This window comes from Bacillus basilensis (assembly GCF_050630465.1).
Taxonomy (GTDB): Bacteria; Bacillota; Bacilli; order Bacillales; family Bacillaceae_G; genus Bacillus_A; species Bacillus_A basilensis.
Genome location: NZ_JBNTQO010000020.1, coordinates 72,869 through 93,067 on the forward strand (window position 1 = coordinate 72,869; position 20,199 = coordinate 93,067).

Below are 20,199 nucleotides of genomic sequence, written 5' to 3' on the forward strand. Positions count from 1 at the left end.
GTAATTAGCGAAATAAGGTGGTACCGCGACTGTTTATACAGCCCCGCCCTTATCTTTTTTAAGATAAGGGCGGGGCTTTTTGTATTTTAAAGGAGGAATATAAGATGAGTATTTTTATTGGAGGCGCTTGGCCGTATGCAAATGGTTCGTTACATCTTGGACATATTGCGAGCTTGTTACCTGGAGATATTTTAGCACGTTATTACCGGGCAAAAGGTGAGAATGTGTTGTATGTTTCGGGAAGTGATTGTAATGGAACACCGATTGCAATTAGGGCAAAACAAGAAGGAGTGACGGCGAAGAAAATTGCTGATAAGTATCATGAAGAATTTGAGCGATGTTTTCAGGATTTAGGTTTTACGTATGATTGCTATACACGTACAGATAGTGAGCACCATCATGAAACGGTTCAAAAAGTTTTTTTACGTTTATTAGAAGAAGGCTACATTTATAAAAAAACAGTGGAACAAGCATATTGCGAAACGTGTACGCAGTTTTTACCTGATCGTTATGTAGAAGGCATTTGTCCACATTGTCATGAAGCAGCGAGAGGAGATCAATGTGATGCGTGTTCTGCTATTTTAGATCCACTTGATTTGTTAGACAAGAAATGTAAGTTATGTGGTAGTACGCCATCAGTACAGGAAACAGAACATTTTTATTTCGCATTGCATACATTTCAGCACCAAATTAAAGAGTCTGTAGAAATTGCAAAACAAAAAAGAACATGGCGTGACAATGCAATTCAGCTAACAGAAAGATATGTAAAAGAAGGGTTACAAGATAGGGCAGTGTCACGTGATTTACCAATCGGAGTTCCAATTCCGGTATCGGGATACGAAGATAAAAAAATTTACGTATGGATTGAAGCGGTGACAGGCTATTATTCAGCGAGTAAACATTGGGCTGAAGGAACAGGGAAAGATGATCAAGAGTTTTGGGATAGAGAAGCGAAAACATATTATGTGCACGGAAAGGATAATATTCCGTTTCATTCTATCATTTGGCCAGCGGTATTGCTTGGAATAGGAGAAGGGGCAATTCCTCGTCATATCGTGTCGAATGAATATTTAACAGTTGAAAAAAGAAAATTATCGACAAGTAAAAACTGGGCAGTATGGGTACCTGACATATTAGAACGCTATAATCCAGATTCTATTCGTTACTTTTTAACAGTCAATGCACCAGAAAATCGCGATACTGATTTTTCATGGCGAGAATTTATTTACAGTCATAATAGTGAATTGTTAGGTGCATACGGGAACTTTGTAAACCGGACATTAAAGTTTACTGAAAAATATTATGATGGCATTGTACCAAAGGGAAGTATTGATGTAGAGCTGAAAGATAAAGTAGAAGGATTATATAAAAATGTAGGAGAGGCGATTGAGCAAACTAAATTTAAGGTAGCGCTAGAATCAATATTTGATGCAGTACGTTTTGCAAATAAATATTTTGATGAGAGACAACCGTGGAAACAACGAGAAGATGATCCAGTTTCATGCGAAGAGACGATTTATAACTGTGTGTATCTCATCGCTAATTTTGCAAATCTCCTTGAACCGTTTTTACCATTTTCAAGTGAAAGAGTTAGAAACACATTATCGATTGTTAAAAAGAATTGGGAACCTCAAAATACGTTACCGAATCAAATTAATAGTGTGCAGCCATTATTTGAAAGAATCGATGTAAAACAAATTGAGTGTGAGATAGAGAAACTATATGGAGCGGTAAAGTGAGATAGAGAAAAAGACCTTTCAAGTGAATGAAAGGTCTTTTGTTATGCAGTATGTATACTATTCCGTTCCTTCCCTTTCCTAGCCGTAAGTAGCTGAGGAGTGAAAATCCCAAGTAGTATAAAGATTATCCCAATCCACTGCATGAATGTTACGACTTCATGTACAAGTGTAATAGAAGCGATGATGGCCGTTGGTAATTCAGCTGCTCCTAGTATTGTACTAAGTCCTGTTCCTACTTTCGGTACGCCAATTGAAAAACAAATGACAGGTACGACAACACCGAATAATCCGAGGAAGAAAGCGTATTTCCAAAGACCGGCTTGCAGGGCACCGTCTGTTAAAAAGGTTGGTGGGAAGAATAGGCATACGATAAGAGTAGCGCTTGTTGTCATAAGAAAGCTTTTCGTATAAGGCGGAACTTCTGTAGCAACGCGCCCACTTGCAAAAACATAGAATGAAAAAGAGACAGCGGCTAATAGACCAGAGATAATACCTTTCATGGAAAAGTTTTGTCCAAGACCTTCAAAGACACCGCCTGCAAACAATGTACCAGTAAATAAAATAATGATAGATATAACTTTTTCACGGCTTGGAAATGTTCGATTGGCAATTGCTTCAATAACTACACCAATCCATGTGAACTGGAAAAGTAGGACGACAGCGATAGATGCTGGTAGTTCTTCTACAGAAATAGCGTAGAAAATACCAGTCATACTCATTGTTGTGCCAACTGTTAGTAAGGAGAAGAATTGTTTTTTTGTTACTTTATGACGTGAAACGAAAAGAACGAGTAGAAGAAGCCCAATCCATCCGAAGACATATTGTCCTCCTAATAGTTGATGTGCTGAAAATCCATCAATAAATCCGAGTTTGAAAATAGTTGAAAGTACACCGTAGCTACAAGCTCCGAATAAAACGAGTAATGAATACTTAAATTTCTCCATGAAAATCCTCCTTTTAAATAATAAAAAACGCCCGCTATCCAAATAAGGATAACGGGCGAACGAAACAGAGTAAGATACTCTACAAAATTCCGCCACTCATACGAAGTATGAATTTGGGGTATGAAATTGTAGTAGGTTTTTACATTGCTTTTGGGAATACAATAGAACATTTTACACCTTGAGGTGTGTTTTGTATCCCATAAGGAAACTGATGTTTATCTAGTATTTGTTTTACAATGTATAACCCAAGACCACTACCTTGTACTAAGCCATGTTTGTCAGGATTTGCGCGATAGAATGGCTCAAATAAATGGGCAAGTTTATCTTCATCTATTTGTGAACCTGTATTTAATACTTCTAATGCGTAACCGTTTGGTTTTTCATAAAGCTTTATATATACATGCTGATGGTCAATTGTGTAATGAATTGCATTTGAAATAATGTTAAAAATAGCAGTTTGAATAAATTTAGGATCAGCTAAAACTTGTACATCTTGTTTAATGTTAGATTGCACATTTAACTGCTTTACAGATACGAAATAATCTACTTTCTTCATAACATCCTCAATAATATTAGTTAATGAGATAACTTTTAAATCAGGCTTAAATTGAGGGTTTTGTATTTTGGATAATTCCGACATTTTTTCCGTTAATATGTTAATGTCTTGCATCATTTCATAGGAACGTTTTAAATATTTATCTCTATCTTTATAAGCTCCAATTCCGTGAATCATGCCATCTAGTTGTCCCATAACGGCTGCGATTGGTGTTTTTAATTCATGGGAAACCATAGACATAAATTCTTTACGAGATTGTTCTAATTGTTGTTCCTTTTTGAGTTCATTTCTTAAATCTTGATTGCTTGCATGTAAATTCTTCACAATATTTGGTACTTGTGAAGCAGCTACTTGCAAATTAAAGTCTGCTTGATCAGTATTTTTGTTAAGCAGCTTTTTATCTGAGAAATCAAGATTCATAATATCTTTTAGAGCGTCACTCATATATTGAAAAGGTTTAGCAATTAGTTTTGCATAAATTAAAGATCCGAGCAGAGATAATACAAGCATTGTTGCGCCAATATGTGGAGCTAATTGCTGCAGTACATCTGTTAATTTTGGATTATCTTGTGCATCATTTGCTTTACTTGCTGCATTTTGTTTATGTAAGGCATCATTAGTAGCGACTTGCTTTTCCGTTTCTGTAAGTGGAGCAGAAGCGCTATTTTTCCCCGAAATATTTTGAGTATGTTCTTTTGCTTTTGCAGTTTGGCTAGGCTGCAAAAGGTGATTGATAGCTGTAGAGAGTGATTTATAATCTATAATAGAGGATTGGAAATTAAAAATGTCTCCCTGTGATACAGCTTTATTTTGATTCGTTTTACTTTGGTCGTTTTGTTTATCTGAATCCGCTTGTTCTGTAGTCAGCATTCCAGTTTCTTTCGCAAAACGTTCTTTATCGTAGTCTGAAGCTAAGAAGTAAATAATTTGATAAAGACAAAGTGATAAAAGAATACAAAATAATAAGGTTTTGATGAAAATATTTTTGGTGATGTTGTCTTTGCTACGATTCGATTTTGTAGCCAATGCCTTTCACCGTTTTAATATAAGGAATTCCTAATTTTTTTCGTAAGTTTTTAATATGTGTATCTATAACTCTTACATCACCATAATGTTCATAGCCCCATACCTTATTCAACAAATCACTTCTTGATAATACTTTTCCTCGATTTTGCAGTAAAGTATAAATAATTTCAAATTCTTTTGTTGTCAATTCAATTTGATTACCATGAACATAAGCGGCATATGCTGTAGAATTTAACATCAATTCATGGAATTGTAGTATAGTTGCAGCTTCGGCTTCCTTCGTTGCTGCCCTTCTTAATACGGCTTCTACACGTTTAATAAATACGGTGTAATGGAACGGTTTTGTAATATAGTCATCAATACCTAACTCAAATCCTTTAATTTCACTTTCTTCATTATGTAAGCCTGTTAACATAATGATTGGTACATCAGATTGTCCTCGCATAATTTTACAAATACTATAGCCATCTATATCTGGTAACATCACATCAAGGAGGACAAGATCGTATGAATTTTTTTGGAAAAGAAGTATACCTTCTGTTCCAGCGCCAACAACATCAACGGTAAAATTTTGTGCCATTAGAAATTCACGAATCAGTTCTTGTATATCTGGGTTGTCTTCAATCACCAGTATATGCGTCATAGTAACACCTCCTAAATAACGCTTTTAACTGCAATATTCGAATTCATCATTTTTCCGATGACTCAGATTGTTTATACATATAATAAGCCCCCGCCATAAAATAATCATGAAAGTAGCAAGGGGAGTTGTTTAGTGAAACTGAATATTTAAGAATTACAGTAATTCTATTATAGTATGTATTGTAAAATTTATAAAATATTATAACTGTATAATTTTAATATCCATGTTTATCAATGTTTGGATGTTATTTAACACAATCTATTCCTATTATATATGTAAATACAGTTGTTTTGCTACTGTAAATGAAGAAATAAAATAAGCCAAGACATAAAATTCTTGGCTACATGTAAATCGCGCTTTGAGGTTATTTTACAGTGACAGTAGCTTGCTGGGGAATACGCTCAAATAACCAGTGTATATCATTGTTATACATACGAATACAACCTAGTGTTGTCCACTTACCAATTGCCTGATTATTGTTCGTACCATGAATCGCATAAGTTGTTCCGTAAGTTCCTGCCATGTTTAGTCCGAGCCAGCGGTCACCAAGTGGATTACGTGGATCGCCGCCTTTAATTTTGCCTGTATAATAAGGACGATTTTTAATTTTATTTACGATTTGAAAAGTACCTTTAGGTGTAGGAGTAGCTGCTTTTCCAGTAGCGACAGTAAAACTCTTTATGAATTTTCCGTTTTGATAATAATCCATTTTATTTAACTGTGTATTCACGATAAGCTGATCATTTGTTGTAGCTGCCTCAGCATTTGTGAATGGAATAGTTAAAAATCCTAATGATAATAGTGCGCTTAATAATAGTTTTTTCATTATATTCTCCTTTTTACTATTGTAGTAGTCTTACATACAATGAATTTGCAATCCTCGTAATACTTTATTTACATTTTCATCTAATGTTTCAAAGAAAGTAGTAATTTTGGCATTGTATTTGTTGTTTTTATCAATAAGTAATCTTTCATTTAATAAAAGTTCCCCATGTAGTCCAAAGCTTTGAACTTGAATATTTAATTCATCTTCAGTTTCAGAAATAATTGGTAAGAAGTAGTGAAAAGCTTTCGTTGGAATGATATAGCTTTTGCCAATCATGCTTTCTTGATTTGAATTAATCCATTTTTTCGTGACAATTTTAATGTTCTTTTTTGAAACGATAAAAGATAGTGTAGTAGATTTTGTTAAACTTACGTCAAATTCACTTGTTTCACATATGTGTAAATTAAAAACGGTTTCATTTTGATGAGATTCAACATTTGTATTAATAAAATCGTGCATTTTATAAGCTTCCATTTCTTATTCACCCTTTTTTCAATTTCGAAAAGCTATTCATATTTATTCAAATTAATGCTTAGTCATTTATTGGTTAAATTTTTCAACAAATTCCGATATAATCTTACAATACGTATATGAAGCTAATATGAAGTTAGTATGAGTTTGTAGTGGTTTTTTATTAAGAACAAAATATAACGATTTTTAAGTGTTAAAAAATGGATAAAAACTGCATGTTAAGCCCTCAGTTTCGTACGGTATATATTTGTTGAATTGTTTTTGAATGAAAGTAAATAGAAGGAAATAAAGAACAGAAAGTTTTAGTGTGAGCCTTACAAAAATGTAATAAAAATGTAAGCTATTGTGATAGTTATTTCGACAATTTTTTTATACAATAATAGTAAGAAGTTGTACGTGATTGAAAGGAGAGATGACATGGAATGGATTCATGAATTATTTCAGCAATACGGGTACTATGTTGTACTTGTTGGTTTGCTGTTAGAATATATTGCACTTCCGTTTCCGGGAGAGCCAACATTAGCATATGCGGGATTTTTAGCACATAAGGGTGATTTAAGCTTACCGATTTTAATCATTCTATCCTTTATTGGGACAAGTGTAGGAATGACGATTCAATACTTTTTAGGAAATAAATTAGGTATGCCCTTTATTCAAAAGTATGGGAAATACGTATTTTTAACACAAAGAAAAATCGACTTAACAAGAATGTGGTTTGATAAGTATGGCTATTTCCTAATCTTTATCGGTTTCTTTATTCCTGGTGTACGTCATTTTACAGGGTACTTTGCAGGAATTATTAACTTACCATTCCGTCGCTTTGCAATTACAATTTACTCAGGTGCTCTATTTTGGGTATCATTCTTCTTAATCGGTGGTTACTGGTTAGGTGGAAACTTACATGATATTTTTGGAGTGCTAGAAGGTCATATCGGTAAAATCATTATTGGAGTTATCGTTATCGTAGCAGTTACGTTAGGCGTTCGTTTCCGCAAACAGTTAAAACAAGCATTATTACAAAACGCAAGTTAATATGGAATCCATTCTATGTCAGAATTTAGGGAGGCAGTGCAGACGCACTGCCTTTTTTATTTTCCAATCTATTTTAATAAGTTTTTGTTTACCTGTTTAAAACTCTATAGAGTATCTTGTCAATTATTAACGTCAAAATGACAATTATAATTGACAAAAATAAGGATATTATTTACAATTTTAATTAAATAAATGAAAAAGAGGGAAGACATGAAGCTGCAAAATCGAGTGAGAGAATTGCGAGCAAAGCATCGTTTATCACAAGGGGATTTAGGGAAAGCGATTGGCTCATCAAGGCAAACAATCAGTTTAATTGAGCGCGGGGATTATGCACCATCTATTGTATTGTCGTTAAAAATCGCACACATTTTCAATGTACCTGTGGAGGAAATATTCACACTAATCGAGGGGGAAGAGGATGATGAAGAGTAAACGAGGGGAACAATTTTTTAGTTTTTGCAAACTCATATTAAGTATGGTAGCTGGCTTTTTTGCATCTTATATAGCTTTAGATTTACTCTCGGATGAACCGAGAAAATTATCACCCAATATATTAATAGGTGTATGTACTATTTTTGGAATGATAATGATGTATTACACTTGGAAGAATACACGTATGTTAGCGGAGGCACGCGATGAAGAAGAGAGCGTACAAGGCAGGAAATTAGGCATTATAAGTATATATTTACGTGTAGGTGATATAGTTACGCAGGCGTGGTTTGTATATGCAGTTATTACATGTAGACGTGCACTGTTGCAGGATACAAATGTTTCATTTGCAGTGTGGAATTTAGTAGCTTCTATTGTTTGTTTAACGATTGTAGTGGTTATCGGGATTATAACAAAAAATCGTTATAACAAGCTATATCCTGAACAAGGTGTAACGTATATAGAATCGATGAAAATGTGGACGAAAAACGCAGATGAAGGATTAAAGCACATTGTGCATGAAGCTGGATATAAAGCGTATGAATTTACGAATAAAGTATTGGCATATCTATGGTGGGCTGCCGTTATATATACAGCGGTTAGCGATATTGATTTTGTATTAATCGGCTTAATCTCATTTATTTGGATATTGCATCTCGGAAAGTTCATGTACGAAATGCATAGAAAAATGATTTATTAAGGGGAGAAAAAAGTGGATATTTTAAGAAGGCCGGCTGGTTCTATGACGGCGGCGTTAGTTTTGTCCATTTTATACGGAGTAATCCGAACTGAGAAATTAGAAGTAATTTTGAACCTATGGGCAATAGTTGGAATTTCATTGTTAGTGTTAGCCATTCATGAGCTAGGACATGTAGTATTTGGTGTAATAGGTGGTTTGACATTTAAATTTATGACAGTAGGACCCATTACTATTCAAAAAGAAAAAGGAAAATTACGCATTCGAGAAAATAAATTATGGGCGTACTTTGGAGGCGTTGCAACACTAGTACCACCTTCTATAGAGACACCGAATCTTTCGAAAAAATGGGCGTGGCTCACTTTAGGTGGACCGATTACGAGTTTACTATTTGGTATTACTTTCGGTTACATATACATGGTGAGTTATTATCAATATCTTTTATATTTTTCTGTTTTACACTTTGTGATTTTTGCAGCTACAATCGTACCGATAAAAGGAACGTTTTTGAGTGATGGTATGCAATTTCTTATTTTAATTAAAGATGATGAAAAGGCGAAGCAGCATTTATATAATATTCAAGTATCGAGTGAGTTATTTAGTTATAAAAGGCCGAAAGACTGGGATGAGAGATTAATAGAACTTAGTGAGGAAAAAATAAAAGAGGATAAAGAAATAAGAGAGATAATGAGCGGACTTATGCTCGTCTTTTGTGCCAGAGCTGATCAAAAGGGAATGGAAAGAGCGATACCGTATATAGAACAAATTATTCGAATACCTGTAACGAAGGAAAATAAATTTTTCGTTAGTAGTTTTCATAGTTGGTATCTTTTATATAAAGCTCTTTATCAGATGGATAGTCTTTCTTTGCAAGAAGCGAAGAAACATGGGAAGACCATTACAAAAATAGACTTACATGGATATTATCGCACACAAGGAATTATTAAATATTTAGAGGGCAATATGGAAGCCTCACACATTTATATGAGGAAAGCTGATAAAGACTTAACGAGTGCCGAGAAGAGTGAGATGGGATATTTACAATTGGAGAGAGAATGGTTTGAGCAGCTAAAGAAGAGGGTATCTTACGATGGGTGAGGTATCCTCTTTTTTCTATGTCGTCTTATGCCGTTCCATAAAAAGTCTGGGACGAGTAAAATAAGATATGAAGAGCAAAGCTTGGAGGAATTCTACATGGAAATTTTAACAATTATTTTAATAGTCTTGCTCATTTATGCTGTTTTTAAAGTAGCGTATGTAGCATTAAAAATACTCGCGATCTTATTAATTATCTTTTTAATCGTAGAGTTCGGCAGTAAATTGCTTGGGGGATAGGGTATGTTGTGCGTTTTGAGTGTCGAAGAATGTCGGTAAGTCGATATCCTATGTCGAACCGTCGATATAATGAAAAAATCGCCGATATAAGTGGAGAAATCGTCGATATATTTGAAAAATCGCTGATATATTCCAGTGGATACTGGATGGGGTATATGGAAAAGGAGTTGCCCTGAGGGTAGCTTCTTTTTATTGTGGTGCCGGGGTATAGAGGATGAATAGGTTGTCGAAGAATATCGGTAAGTCGATATGTTGTGTCGAACCGTCGATATAATGAAAAAATCGCTGATATATTTCGGTGGATACTAAGTGGGGTATATGGGGAAGGGGTTGCCACGGGGGTAGCTTCTTTTTATTGTGGTGACCGGATCTGCAAAACAAAATAAAAAAAGCTGGAAGAATATCTTCCAGCTTACGAGTTACTTTCAATTTGGCGACCGTTTTCTTCTTCATTGTCTTGTAATAGGTTGAATACGTCTGCTAGGCAGAAGGCAATGAACCAAGTCCATAGACCGTGGAAGAAAGCTGAGCTTAATTGAAGTGGTAATGTATAGTTTGTCATTGAGTAGGAAATACATCCACCAACGATTCCGATCATTGTTAATAACATTGTTTTTTGCGCATTCTCTTCTGGATTGAAGAGGAAGTAAATATATCCGCCTAAAATTGAAGCGCTTACAAGGGTTTCGATTCCATTAAAAATGATATTCTCTCCAAGCTGAGTGTTTGTCCAGAAGCAGATTGTTCCGCCGATAATAGCAAACAGGACAGCTATTGTGTATCTTATATATTGATTCATATGTTCATCTCCTTATGTAATAAGATGATTTGGAAGTCAAAAAGGTAGGTATAGTATATTGAAGTGAATTTTAGTTGTAAGGATCTTTTTATAAAAAGATCAGTGAAGAATAACTAAGATGATCGGCTTTTAAACCGTTACGTGTATGGTGATTGAAATATACCCGACTTCTCGTTTCTTTTTGTTTGGAAAATATGAGAAACTTCCAAGTCTATATACTTTTTTGTGAGTCTGCTTTCATTATAACACATTTAGGGCCACAATAATAGAATTATCTGATTTTGTAATAAGTGTAAAAAATAAAAATCGCAAGGAAATACCACTAACAATGCAGTTTAGTGGAAGAAGGATTTTAATTTATTATGATGAAATATGTAATCAAGGTGAGATCTAAGAAGGAGGCTTAAATACTATAAAAAATGTTTTGTAGCATGAATGTAAGGGAGGAGAGCTAACTTGGAGATCACAACAGAAAGATTAATAATTAGACCTTTTAAGAGTACTGATTTACAGGATGTATTTGCTATTTATAATAATGATGATACATGTAAGTTCCTATTACATAATAAGTGGACTCATGAAGACATGCAGAAAAGATTTAATAAGAAGCTAGCAAACAATGTACTTACTGAAGAATCAATATTAAGTTTGGCAGTTATATACAAGACTAAAGTAGTTGGTGATTTATCCGTATGGTACACAAATATGAAAGATACTGTTGAGATTGGTTATAGTTTTTCAAATGAAGTAGCTGGGAGAGGTTTGGCAACAGAAGCAGTAAGTAGTTTGGTATTTAAATTATTTAATGAATGTAGTGTACATCGTATACAAGCTAATCTTGATGCACGTAATACAGCTTCAAAAAAATTGTGTGAACGAATAGGCATGAGAAAGGAAGCTCATTTCATACAAGATTTTTGGAATAAAAATGAATGGACAGATAGTTTTGTATATGGAATGCTATCCTCTGATTTGTAGTAATAAACTTCGTGATTTTATTATGCTAAAGGGTGCGTTAGTTGAATAACAAAGGGCATAACATATTATATATGACTAATATGTTATGCCCTTTAATGTATTAACCTTTTTTATATGCGTTTGAAACGGCCGACAATTTCAACTGTTTCAGTAATGTTCATAAATGCTTTGTTATCCACTTGACGGATAATACGTTTCATTTCGCCTAACTCATATCGAGTCACGACAGTGTAAATCATTTTTTTCTTATGGTTTGTATAGCCGCCGACAGCGTCTACCATTGTCACCCCGCGTATGCCGTGATGTAATAGTGCGCTTTTTATTTCCTCACCTTTTTCTGTAACTGTCATTATCGTTAATTTAATATGTTTTGTATGCACGGCATCAATTACTTTGCTGACTACAAACCGGCTAATTAACGTATAAAGCGTAATATCCCATCCGAAAATAAATCCTGCTGCAACAAGTAAGATTAAGTTGAATCCAAAGATGATTGCTCCAATCGAAATATCTCGATGTTTTGCTACAATCAATCCAACGACATCAAAACCACCTGTTGACGAAGCAAATCGGAATATAATTCCTGAAGCTGCTCCGCAGATGACACCACCGAATACAGAAGAAAGTAAAATATCGTCTGAAACTTGGTGTACCGGGATAATGTTCATCGCTAAAGATGATACAGCTACAAAGTACGCTGTTAAAAAGGTTGTCTTCTTTCCTAAGTAAAAGTGACTTAAAATAAGAAGAGGAATGTTTAGTAAAAAGATAAGTGCACCGATATTGTAGTGCATTAAATAACCGATAATCATCCCTACACCAGCGAATCCACCGCTAATCATATTATGCGGGATAAAGAACATATTCATAGAAATTGCATACAAAACAGAAGCTACGAAAATAACAACCAACTGTATGATAAATTCTAAGTGAAATGTTTTAGCTGCTGGGAAGGATAAAAAGGCGGTGTCGGGAACGTAATCGGCGTCTCCTAGTTGACCCATAGTATGTTTCATCTCCATATTCATTTTTGATTACATGAAGAGAATAAAGGTTTTTTCAAAAACTGGCAATAGTTTTATTATAATACAAAAATTTTATAAATTTCTAATAAATCAAGCCTATTCATTGATGTGTGTGAATATACTAAAGAAAGCGAATACAATGTTTCTTAATTATTGTTTTCTTGAGAAAATATGCAAAATGCTTTTTTTGACGATAAAAGGAAATAGAGAATGTTTGCCGAATGTGCTAAAATGACCTTATTAAGGATGTGAAGCGATGGAATTTTTATTGCAGGATGCAATTCTATATATATCGTTTGTAACGACAGCACTTTGTTTATTAGAAGTTTTCTTTCTCGCTAATGTTTCTCGCTTTGTGCGTCAGCAAGCATCGAGCGGTAGACAAAGAGCTTTTGCGTTAGTTGATACATGTGAAGATAGTGCAGGGAATGTACCGCTATTTTCAATTTTTTATAAATATGGAATGATTCGTTCTGTACGCAGACAAGAATCAAGTGAAGAGAATGACGAGGTCGGTCCGTATACACCAATGTTTCGCTAAATAATTACGAAACATTGGAGGAATGAACATGTTAAAATCATACCGAGCTGTGCTCGTTAGTTTATCATTATTACTTGTTTTTGTTTTATCTGGTTGCAGTAATGCGGCCCCAATTGATGCACATAGTACTGGGATTTGGGATCATTATTTCGTATATCCAATCTCGTATATGATTCAATTTGTTGCTCATCATATACCGAGTGGAAGCTTCGGGATTGCCATCATTATTATGACGCTCGTTATTCGTTCAGCAATGATTCCATTAGCTGTTTCGCAATATCGTGGCCAAGCGAAAATGAAAAAAATGCAACCTGAATTACAGAAGCTAAAGAAAAAACACGGTGATGTAAGCAAAGACCTTGAAAAACAAAAACAGTATCAAAAAGAAATGTCAGAACTAATGAAATCAGGCGGTTGGAATCCACTTGCTGGTTGCTGGCCACTATTAATACAAATGCCGATTTTCTCTGCTTTGTATTATGCGATTAGCCGAACAGAAGAGATTCGCACATCTTCATTTTTATGGGTGAACTTAGGACATGCAGATCCTTATCATATATTACCGATTATTGCAGCGCTAACGACATTTATTCAAATGAAAGTTTTCCAATCAAATAGTACGCCTGGAGAACAAGTACAAATGCTAAAAATACAGCAAATTATGATGCCGGCAATGATTCTATTTATGGGATTTGCGGCGCCATCCGGACTTGTGTTGTACTGGATAACAGGTAACTTATTTACAATGATGCAAACAATTGTATTAAGAAAAGTAATGGAACGTGAAGAGTTACAATTACAAGATGCATAGAGAAACACCGCTCGTGATGAGCGGTGTTTTTTTGTTAAGGTGTTAAGGAAATTTTAAGAAACCAACATTACGATAGGCATTGTATACGGAAGTGTACATGCTTTAGAACAATGAAGGAGGAAATTTCCTATGAAGAAGAAAACAGTTGGATATTTAGCGATTGCAGGTGCTTTATCATTCGGAATCATTGGAGGAGTCGGTATTCCGGCATTCGCGGCAACGAATACCCCAGCAACTGAACAAGCTACAAAAACGGTGAAAAAAGATTTAGATGACGCTACAAAACAAAAAGTAAAAACAATTATGAACGATACAAAGAAACAGTTAGAGGAACTTGGTGTAAAGCTTCCTGAGAAAGAGCAACGTAAAGAAATGTTTGTGGGATTAGATGAAGCAACAAAAGAGAAAGCGAAGTCGATTTTAGAGCAAGAAAATTCTGGTAAATTAACAAGAGAACAAGCAAAAGAAGAATTAACAAAACTAGGATTAAAGTTGTCGGAAAAGGGTAAACACAAAGAAATGTTTGCGGGATTAGATGAACAAACGAAAGAAAAAGCGAAATCCATTTTAGAGCAAGAGAAGTCTGGGAAATTAACACGTGAACAAGCGCAAGAGGAATTAACGAAACTAGGTGTGAAATTCCCAGAGAAAGGTAAGCGTAAAGATATGCTTGCTAATTTAGATGAACAGACGAAAGAAAAAGTGAAGTCAATTTTTGAACAAGAAAAATCCGGAAAATTAACGCATGATCAAGCAGAAGAAGAATTAACGAAGTTAGGCGTGAAACTCCCAGAGAAAAAGAAGCATGAAGATATATTTGCAGGATTAGATGAGGCAACAAAAACAAAAGCAAAAGCGATTTTAGACAATGAAAAGAAACAATTAGAGGCATTGAATGTTGATTTACCGAACCATAAGTTTTTTATGAAAAAAGATGAAAAATAATTGAATTACGTAGCTTTCGTGTGGGCAACCGGAAGGTACAGGCGTGAGGGGGCTTTCTTTTGAAAGACCTCCTTTTACTGTTGGCGTTTTTTGTTGGTAAATCGATATATTTGAAAAATCGCTGATATAATTTGAGTTGTGGTCGATATATTTTGAAAATCGCTGATATAATTTTTACAGCTACACTGCTCCAAAGATACGGGGGAGTTAGAGAAATATTACAGCTTCTGTTATAATATAAGAAGAGAAATATTTCCTATGTTATATAAAAAAATATATTGATTTTTTCTAACAATTCAATATAATGAACAATAACTACAAAATTCGACATCAAGAAGTGATGATGAGGACACGATCAATTTTTTACGATTCTCAGAGAGGGAAGCCTTTGGCTGTGAGCTTCCTAATACGGAAAAATGGATTACCACCTCTGAACTGCAGCAGTGAACGAACATCTAGTAATTGCTTGCCGGCAAAAACCGTTATTTGGACTTGAGAAATTGGTGAAGTGTGTTACTTTACGAATTGAAACAAGGGTGGAACCACGAATACAGCACTCGTCCCTTTTTTAGGGAGGAGTGTTTTTTTATTTCATTTTTGCATCACACTAGGATTGGAAGGAGGATACGCAGCATGCATCATGATGAGAAAAACAAAATTGGTTTAACGGTAGCACTTTCTATCGTAGTAGGAACGATTATTGGATCTGGTGTGTTTATGAAACCAGGGAGCGTATTAGATTACTCAGGGAGTTCTAATATGGCCATTCTTGCTTGGGTAATTGGTGGTCTGTTGACGTTAGCGAGTGGTTTAACAGTAGCTGAAATTGGAGCGCAAATCCCGAAAAATGGTGGGTTGTATACGTATTTAGAGGAGATTTACGGAAGTTTTTGGGGATATTTATCAGGCTGGATGCAAACGATTGTGTATGGACCAGCTATTATTGGAACATTAGGGTTGTACTTTAGTTCTTTAATGATTAATTTTTTCTATTTAGATAAAGTATGGAATTTACCAATCGCAATTGGAACAGTTGTGTTCCTTGGCGTTGTAAATAGTATGGGAACAAAATACGGAGGTATCGTCCAAACGGTTACGACAATTGGGAAGATGATTCCAATCGTATTAATTGTTGTGTTAGGTTTTTGGAAAGGAAATAGCGATATCTTTAACGTAGTTGTACCGATATCAGAAAATCAAAGTATCGGGATGGCAATTTTAGCAACGTTATTTGCTTATGACGGCTGGATTTTACTCGCTTCGATTGGCGGAGAAATGAAGAATCCAACAAAGTTATTACCGAAAGCAATGACAGTTGGGATTTTAATTGTAACGGCTGCTTACGTGTTAATTAACTTAGCTTTATTAAATGTATTACCAGCAACGCAAATTGTAGAACTTGGAGAAAATGCAACAGCGACAGCTGCGGGCATGCTACTTGGAGAATATGGTGGGAAAATTATTAGTATCGGTATTATCGTTTCTATTTTCGGTTGTTTAAATGGAAAGATTTTAACGTTCCCACGTATCCCGATGTCGATGGCAGAACGTGGACAACTCCCATTTGCTAAGTTTATTGCAAAGGAAAGTCCAAGATTTAAAACACCAGCAAATGCGATTACTGTTGAAATCATTTTAGGAATTATTTTAATGATTATTAGTGATCCGAATAAGCTATCTGAGATTTCCGTATTCATTATTTATATTTTCTATGTAATGACGTTTATTGGTGTCTTCATTTTAAGAAAACGTAATAAGAATAAAGAGCGTGCATACAGTGTACCGTTATTCCCAATCGTACCAATCGTCGCGATTTTAGGTTCGTTCTTTGTAATTGGTAGTGCGATTATTAATGATCCGGTAAGTTGTTTCTTATCCATTGGAATGGTATTTACTGGACTTCCGGTATATTGGTATTTAAATAAGAAGAATAAAAATGAAGTGTCATGATTGAAGGGTAGGCGTATAATACGCCTACCTTTTTTACTGTAAAAAAATTGTACTTGTATTCAATTTCTATTTTGGTTACTATAGTCGTAGTAACCAAAATAGAAAGCGTGGGGAAAGACTTGAATTTTCGTGTGTACATTTTAGCTATCGCGGCTTTCGTAGTCGGAACGGTTGAGCTAATTATAGGAGGAACGCTTGATTTAGTTGCCAATGATTTAGGAGTATCTATTAGTGCAGCTGGTCAGCTTATAACAATATTTTCAGTAGTATTTGCTTTATCAGGTCCGGTTTTATTAGCGTTAACAGGGAAGTTTGAGAGAAAAAGATTATATGTTGGGGCATTATCAATTTTCTTAATCGGAAATATCATTTCAGCATTTAGCGTGAATTATGGAATGTTAATGTTCTCAAGGGTTGTTTGTGCAGCGAGTGGTTCGCTTATTATTGCACTGTCAGTAACACTTGCTTCTAGCGTTGTAGAACCGCATTTTCGTGCGCGAGCAATTGGAATCATTTTTATGGGGATCAGTGGATCGCTCGTACTTGGAGTACCGCTTGGTCTTGTACTCGGAAATGCATATGGATGGCGTGCACCATTTGTACTCATTTCGATCTTAACAGTTATGGCAATTTCTTGTATTTCATTATTCTTAACGAAAGTACCACCGACATCAGTGTTATCGATAAGAGAGCAAATTGCTACGTTAAAAGATAAGAAAATTGTCAGTGCACAGTTAACATCATTTTTATTTTTAACGGGTCATTTAACGCTATATGCATATTTAACACCATTTTTAAAAGATGTGATGCATGTGGAAGCGAATTGGATTAGTGTATTTTACTTCATTTTCGGAATTGCGGCGGTACTTGGAGGTGGCCTAGGGGGCTTTCTTGCTGATAAATGGGGATCGAAGAAAAGTATTATTTCCATCATTATCGTATTTGCATGTGCGATCTTCCTATTGCCATTAATGACATTCTCATTCCCGCTTTTCATTATTATGATGGGACTTTGGAGTATGCTGAGCTGGGCTATTTCGCCAGCACAACAAAATTATTTAATTGAAATTGCACCAGAATCAGCTGGTATTCAGCAAAGTTTAAATAACTCTGCTCTTCACTTAGGGATCGCACTCGGTTCAACAGTAGGTGGAGTTGTTATTGAAAAATCATCTGTTATATACAATGCTTGGGTAGGTGGCGGCTTTATTATATTAGCGCTGCTTTGTGCAATTTTTTCGATTACGAGAGGACGTTCTACTCAGTTTGCGAAGGAAGAATCTATCGTTTGATAGGTTCTTTTTTATTTGTAAAAAATGGAAGGTTTTAGTGGAAAGGTGGAGAATTTGTATGTAGCGAGGTGATGGGTATGTATACGAATTTTTCAATTATTGGTCTTCTAATTTCAATGCTTCCGTTGTTTCTTATTATTCTTGCACTTAGATGGGTTCGTTTCATCTATCAAAATTCAGAGAAACAAGTGGAGCAGAATGAGAAAATCATTGAACTTTTGATGGAGATAAAGGAAAAAGATAAGTAATATGTATTCGTTTGAAATTTGTTTCTCGTAAGTTAAGAAGGCACTTATAAAGTGCCTTATTATTATTTTTGAAAATGTAAAACATGTGATATTCATTTGTCAATAGCAGCATGAGAACAAATAATTTTAAAGTTGCTTATTACTTTGGAACTTTCTCAACAATTCGACAAGATACTACAAAAAAACCACCTATTCTCTTTTTTTCACTATAAGTACAATGAAACAGTAAGATTGCTTCATGTAGAAATTTATATATGGTGGTGGAGAGAATGAAACGAAAGATGGTAGGAAAATGGTTTAGTTTTTTAAGTGCTCTTATTATTTTATTAGGAATTGCAATGCCACAAGTAAAGGCAGAAGTAATGAACAGAGAAACATATAAGATGGATTGGAGCTATAGTAATTCGAAACAGCGTGACATAAAGACCGAAATAATTAAAACGGCTTCGGGTAGTATTGGGTATTGTTTAACGCCTGATTTACGTTCACCCAATGGGGATGATTTGCCTGAGATGGGGAAAACATCTGATGCCGTATATCGTATTTTATTAAATGGATATCCTCAAAAAAGTCCATCTGAATTAGGTGTAGCGACAACGGAAGAAGCGCATTATGCTACACAATTAGCAGTATGGATTGCAGCGAATGAATTAACGGAAGAAGATTTAGTTGCAAAAAATGAACGAGTACATAATCTTATGAAGCGTTTAGTAGAGGCTTCAAAAAAAGAAACTGGATCACAAGATGTATTCTTTAAAGTTAATCCTGTAGACACACAAACTGCTACACAAAAAGGAGAGTATTTAGAAACAGGATTTTATGCGATTCAAACGAATTCAGTTTCTGGCTCTTATACAATTCTTCCTGAAGGTGCTCCTAAAGGGATTCGAATTGTAAATGAACAAGGGGAAGAGAAAACTACATTATCAATTAACGAAAAATTCAGAATCTTAATCCCTAAAGATACGAGTAGTGGTAATTTTAAAATGAAAGTGAAGTCTACTTTAACAAATTTACAAGCAATAGCTTTTAAAGGATCAGAAAAGGTTCAAAATACAACGGTATTGTTACAAAGAAATAGTGAGAAAATCAGTACAGATTTAGTTGTAAATTGGGAATCAGTAGGCTCTTTAAAGATTATGAAATTAGGAGAAAAAAAGGAATTATTAAAAGGAGCGGTGTTTGAAGTTTCTAATGAAAACTTTAAACAAAATGTTACGACTAATGATAAGGGGGTTGCGGAGTTAGGTAATCTTCCAATCGGTATATATAGCGTCAAAGAAATTCAAGCGCCAGCTGGATATGTGTTAGACGGAAGTGTTAAAAAAATTGAAGTGAAAACTGGTGAAACTGCTGTATTAGAGTTGAAAAATGAAAATATAAAAGGTGAATTAGAAATAACGAAAGTAGATGTAGCGGATGGGAATACGAAACTGCCGAACACAGAATTTACAATCTACAACGAACAAGGGAAAGAAGTAGTAAAAGGAAAAACGGATGAAAAAGGTGTAGCGAAATTTAAACTACCATACGGAAAGTACACGTATAAAGAAACGATAGCACCGAATGGATATGTAATAAATGAAGAGACGTTCGCATTTGAAATAAAAGAGAATGGAGAAATTATTAAACATATCGTTCAAGATAAGAAGGTGGAAGGTGAGTTAGAAATAACGAAAGTAGATGTAGCAGATGGGAATACGAAACTGCCAAATGCAGAATTTACAATCTACAACGAACAGGGAAAAGAAGTAGTAAAAGGAAAAACGGATGAAAAAGGTGTAGCGAAATTTAAACTACCATACGGAAAATACACGTATAAAGAAACAATAGCGCCGAATGGATATGTAATAAATGAAGAGACGTTCGCATTTGAAATAAAAGAGAATGGAGAAATTATTAAACATATCGT

General features: G+C 34.8%; 21 protein-coding genes and 2 other annotated features (1 of these 23 running past the window's edge). Of the genes, 14 read left to right on the forward strand and 7 right to left on the reverse strand.

All coding sequences use genetic code 11. The annotated features are described in order from the left end of the window. Positions 1-54 (forward strand) — a binding site (T-box leader) (it extends 217 nt beyond the left edge of the window). A gap of 50 nt (positions 55-104) precedes the next feature. Then, on the forward strand, positions 105-1,739 hold the full coding sequence (gene metG / locus ACQVV1_RS25630; RefSeq protein ID WP_309259497.1) for a methionine--tRNA ligase: 1,635 nt from the start codon (positions 105-107) through the stop codon (positions 1,737-1,739). Positions 1,740-1,780: 41 nt separating this feature from the next. Here the strand turns inward: metG and ACQVV1_RS25635 are convergent, their stop codons facing one another. From ACQVV1_RS25635 to ACQVV1_RS25655, 5 genes are all read right to left on the reverse strand, one after another. Next, a complete protein-coding gene (locus tag ACQVV1_RS25635; RefSeq protein ID WP_242254776.1) occupies positions 1,781-2,683 on the reverse strand; it encodes an EamA family transporter in 903 nt (300 codons plus the stop codon). Positions 2,684-2,822: 139 nt separating this feature from the next. Next, positions 2,823-4,265, reverse strand: a complete 1,443-nt coding sequence (locus ACQVV1_RS25640) for a sensor histidine kinase (protein WP_242254774.1) — start codon at positions 4,263-4,265, stop codon at positions 2,823-2,825. Continuing rightward, positions 4,243-4,908 (reverse strand): response regulator transcription factor, encoded by a 666-nt coding sequence (locus tag ACQVV1_RS25645; protein WP_000148833.1) that lies wholly within the window; start codon positions 4,906-4,908, stop codon positions 4,243-4,245. The genes ACQVV1_RS25640 and ACQVV1_RS25645 overlap by 23 nt, the downstream gene beginning before the upstream one ends. 364 nt (positions 4,909-5,272) lie before the next feature. Then, positions 5,273-5,734 carry a L,D-transpeptidase gene (locus ACQVV1_RS25650; RefSeq protein WP_000735052.1) on the reverse strand — a complete coding sequence of 154 codons (462 nt, stop codon included), beginning with the start codon at positions 5,732-5,734 and terminating at the stop codon, positions 5,273-5,275. 30 nt (positions 5,735-5,764) lie between these two features. Beyond that, positions 5,765-6,208, reverse strand: a complete 444-nt coding sequence (locus ACQVV1_RS25655; RefSeq protein ID WP_000388760.1) for a DUF3978 domain-containing protein — start codon at positions 6,206-6,208, stop codon at positions 5,765-5,767. Between the two features lie 414 nt (positions 6,209-6,622). Here ACQVV1_RS25655 and ACQVV1_RS25660 point away from each other — a divergent pair, with 414 nt between their 5' ends. The 5 genes from ACQVV1_RS25660 (at position 6,623) to ACQVV1_RS25680 (ending at position 9,698) form a co-directional block, all read left to right on the forward strand. Then, positions 6,623-7,237 (forward strand): DedA family protein, encoded by a 615-nt coding sequence (locus tag ACQVV1_RS25660; RefSeq protein WP_242254772.1) that lies wholly within the window; start codon positions 6,623-6,625, stop codon positions 7,235-7,237. A 210-nt stretch (positions 7,238-7,447) separates the two neighbouring features. After that, complete coding sequence (locus tag ACQVV1_RS25665; protein WP_063222167.1) at positions 7,448-7,669, forward strand: helix-turn-helix transcriptional regulator; 222 nt, start codon at positions 7,448-7,450, stop codon at positions 7,667-7,669. Next, positions 7,659-8,366, forward strand: a complete 708-nt coding sequence (locus tag ACQVV1_RS25670; protein WP_242254771.1) for a DUF3169 family protein — start codon at positions 7,659-7,661, stop codon at positions 8,364-8,366. Before ACQVV1_RS25665 ends, ACQVV1_RS25670 begins: the two co-directional genes overlap by 11 nt. 42 nt (positions 8,367-8,408) lie before the next feature. Continuing rightward, on the forward strand, positions 8,409-9,461 hold the full coding sequence (locus tag ACQVV1_RS25675; RefSeq protein ID WP_309260293.1) for a zinc metalloprotease: 1,053 nt from the start codon (positions 8,409-8,411) through the stop codon (positions 9,459-9,461). Positions 9,462-9,557: 96 nt separating this feature from the next. Then, positions 9,558-9,698 carry a DUF3985 family protein gene (locus ACQVV1_RS25680; protein ID WP_000404782.1) on the forward strand — a complete coding sequence of 47 codons (141 nt, stop codon included), beginning with the start codon at positions 9,558-9,560 and terminating at the stop codon, positions 9,696-9,698. Between the two features lie 412 nt (positions 9,699-10,110). On the opposite strand, the gene ACQVV1_RS25685 is transcribed toward ACQVV1_RS25680, so the two are convergent. Beyond that, positions 10,111-10,497, reverse strand: coding sequence for a DUF3938 domain-containing protein (locus ACQVV1_RS25685; protein ID WP_001077775.1), 387 nt, complete (start codon positions 10,495-10,497; stop codon positions 10,111-10,113). A gap of 456 nt (positions 10,498-10,953) precedes the next feature. Here ACQVV1_RS25685 and ACQVV1_RS25690 point away from each other — a divergent pair, with 456 nt between their 5' ends. Further along, positions 10,954-11,475: a GNAT family N-acetyltransferase gene (locus tag ACQVV1_RS25690; RefSeq protein WP_242254769.1), complete on the forward strand. Its 522-nt coding sequence runs from the start codon at positions 10,954-10,956 to the stop codon at positions 11,473-11,475. Between the two features lie 110 nt (positions 11,476-11,585). On the opposite strand, the gene ACQVV1_RS25695 is transcribed toward ACQVV1_RS25690, so the two are convergent. Next, complete coding sequence (locus ACQVV1_RS25695) at positions 11,586-12,479, reverse strand: YitT family protein (RefSeq protein ID WP_242255000.1); 894 nt, start codon at positions 12,477-12,479, stop codon at positions 11,586-11,588. 277 nt (positions 12,480-12,756) lie between these two features. On the opposite strand from ACQVV1_RS25695, the gene ACQVV1_RS25700 reads away from it, so the two are divergent. The 7 genes from ACQVV1_RS25700 to ACQVV1_RS25730 all read left to right on the forward strand — a co-directional run. Further along, a complete protein-coding gene (locus ACQVV1_RS25700; RefSeq protein ID WP_000394930.1) occupies positions 12,757-13,041 on the forward strand; it encodes a hypothetical protein in 285 nt (94 codons plus the stop codon). Between the two features lie 28 nt (positions 13,042-13,069). Beyond that, positions 13,070-13,852 (forward strand): membrane protein insertase YidC, encoded by a 783-nt coding sequence (gene yidC / locus ACQVV1_RS25705; protein WP_063222164.1) that lies wholly within the window; start codon positions 13,070-13,072, stop codon positions 13,850-13,852. 129 nt (positions 13,853-13,981) lie between these two features. Continuing rightward, entirely contained in the window at positions 13,982-14,797 is an 816-nt protein-coding gene (locus ACQVV1_RS25710) for a hypothetical protein (protein ID WP_242254767.1), read from the forward strand. Between the two features lie 331 nt (positions 14,798-15,128). After that, positions 15,129-15,365: a binding site (T-box leader), on the forward strand. Between the two features lie 65 nt (positions 15,366-15,430). Continuing rightward, positions 15,431-16,747, forward strand: coding sequence for an APC family permease (locus ACQVV1_RS25715; RefSeq protein WP_063222162.1), 1,317 nt, complete (start codon positions 15,431-15,433; stop codon positions 16,745-16,747). 107 nt (positions 16,748-16,854) lie between these two features. After that, positions 16,855-18,039 (forward strand): MFS transporter, encoded by a 1,185-nt coding sequence (locus ACQVV1_RS25720; RefSeq protein ID WP_242254765.1) that lies wholly within the window; start codon positions 16,855-16,857, stop codon positions 18,037-18,039. Between the two features lie 77 nt (positions 18,040-18,116). After that, positions 18,117-18,287, forward strand: coding sequence for a hypothetical protein (locus ACQVV1_RS25725; protein WP_076870702.1), 171 nt, complete (start codon positions 18,117-18,119; stop codon positions 18,285-18,287). Positions 18,288-18,556: 269 nt separating this feature from the next. Further along, positions 18,557-20,199 (forward strand): SpaA isopeptide-forming pilin-related protein (locus ACQVV1_RS25730; protein WP_431169697.1); only part of this gene is annotated, 1,643 nt, incomplete at its 3' end.

Coding starts and splice junctions, on each gene's coding strand:
- metG (WP_309259497.1), top strand. CDS start 105: ATGAGTATTTTTATTGGAGGCGCTTGGCCGTATGCAAATGGTTCGTTA.
- ACQVV1_RS25635 (WP_242254776.1), bottom strand. CDS start 2,683: ATGGAGAAATTTAAGTATTCATTACTCGTTTTATTCGGAGCTTGTAGC.
- ACQVV1_RS25645 (WP_000148833.1), bottom strand. CDS start 4,908: ATGACGCATATACTGGTGATTGAAGACAACCCAGATATACAAGAACTG.
- ACQVV1_RS25650 (WP_000735052.1), bottom strand. CDS start 5,734: ATGAAAAAACTATTATTAAGCGCACTATTATCATTAGGATTTTTAACT.
- ACQVV1_RS25655 (WP_000388760.1), bottom strand. CDS start 6,208: ATGGAAGCTTATAAAATGCACGATTTTATTAATACAAATGTTGAATCT.
- ACQVV1_RS25660 (WP_242254772.1), top strand. CDS start 6,623: ATGGAATGGATTCATGAATTATTTCAGCAATACGGGTACTATGTTGTA.
- ACQVV1_RS25665 (WP_063222167.1), top strand. CDS start 7,448: ATGAAGCTGCAAAATCGAGTGAGAGAATTGCGAGCAAAGCATCGTTTA.
- ACQVV1_RS25670 (WP_242254771.1), top strand. CDS start 7,659: ATGAAGAGTAAACGAGGGGAACAATTTTTTAGTTTTTGCAAACTCATA.
- ACQVV1_RS25675 (WP_309260293.1), top strand. CDS start 8,409: ATGACGGCGGCGTTAGTTTTGTCCATTTTATACGGAGTAATCCGAACT.
- ACQVV1_RS25680 (WP_000404782.1), top strand. CDS start 9,558: ATGGAAATTTTAACAATTATTTTAATAGTCTTGCTCATTTATGCTGTT.
- ACQVV1_RS25685 (WP_001077775.1), bottom strand. CDS start 10,497: ATGAATCAATATATAAGATACACAATAGCTGTCCTGTTTGCTATTATC.
- ACQVV1_RS25695 (WP_242255000.1), bottom strand. CDS start 12,479: ATGGGTCAACTAGGAGACGCCGATTACGTTCCCGACACCGCCTTTTTA.
- ACQVV1_RS25700 (WP_000394930.1), top strand. CDS start 12,757: ATGGAATTTTTATTGCAGGATGCAATTCTATATATATCGTTTGTAACG.
- yidC (WP_063222164.1), top strand. CDS start 13,070: ATGTTAAAATCATACCGAGCTGTGCTCGTTAGTTTATCATTATTACTT.
- ACQVV1_RS25710 (WP_242254767.1), top strand. CDS start 13,982: ATGAAGAAGAAAACAGTTGGATATTTAGCGATTGCAGGTGCTTTATCA.
- ACQVV1_RS25715 (WP_063222162.1), top strand. CDS start 15,431: ATGCATCATGATGAGAAAAACAAAATTGGTTTAACGGTAGCACTTTCT.
- ACQVV1_RS25725 (WP_076870702.1), top strand. CDS start 18,117: ATGTATACGAATTTTTCAATTATTGGTCTTCTAATTTCAATGCTTCCG.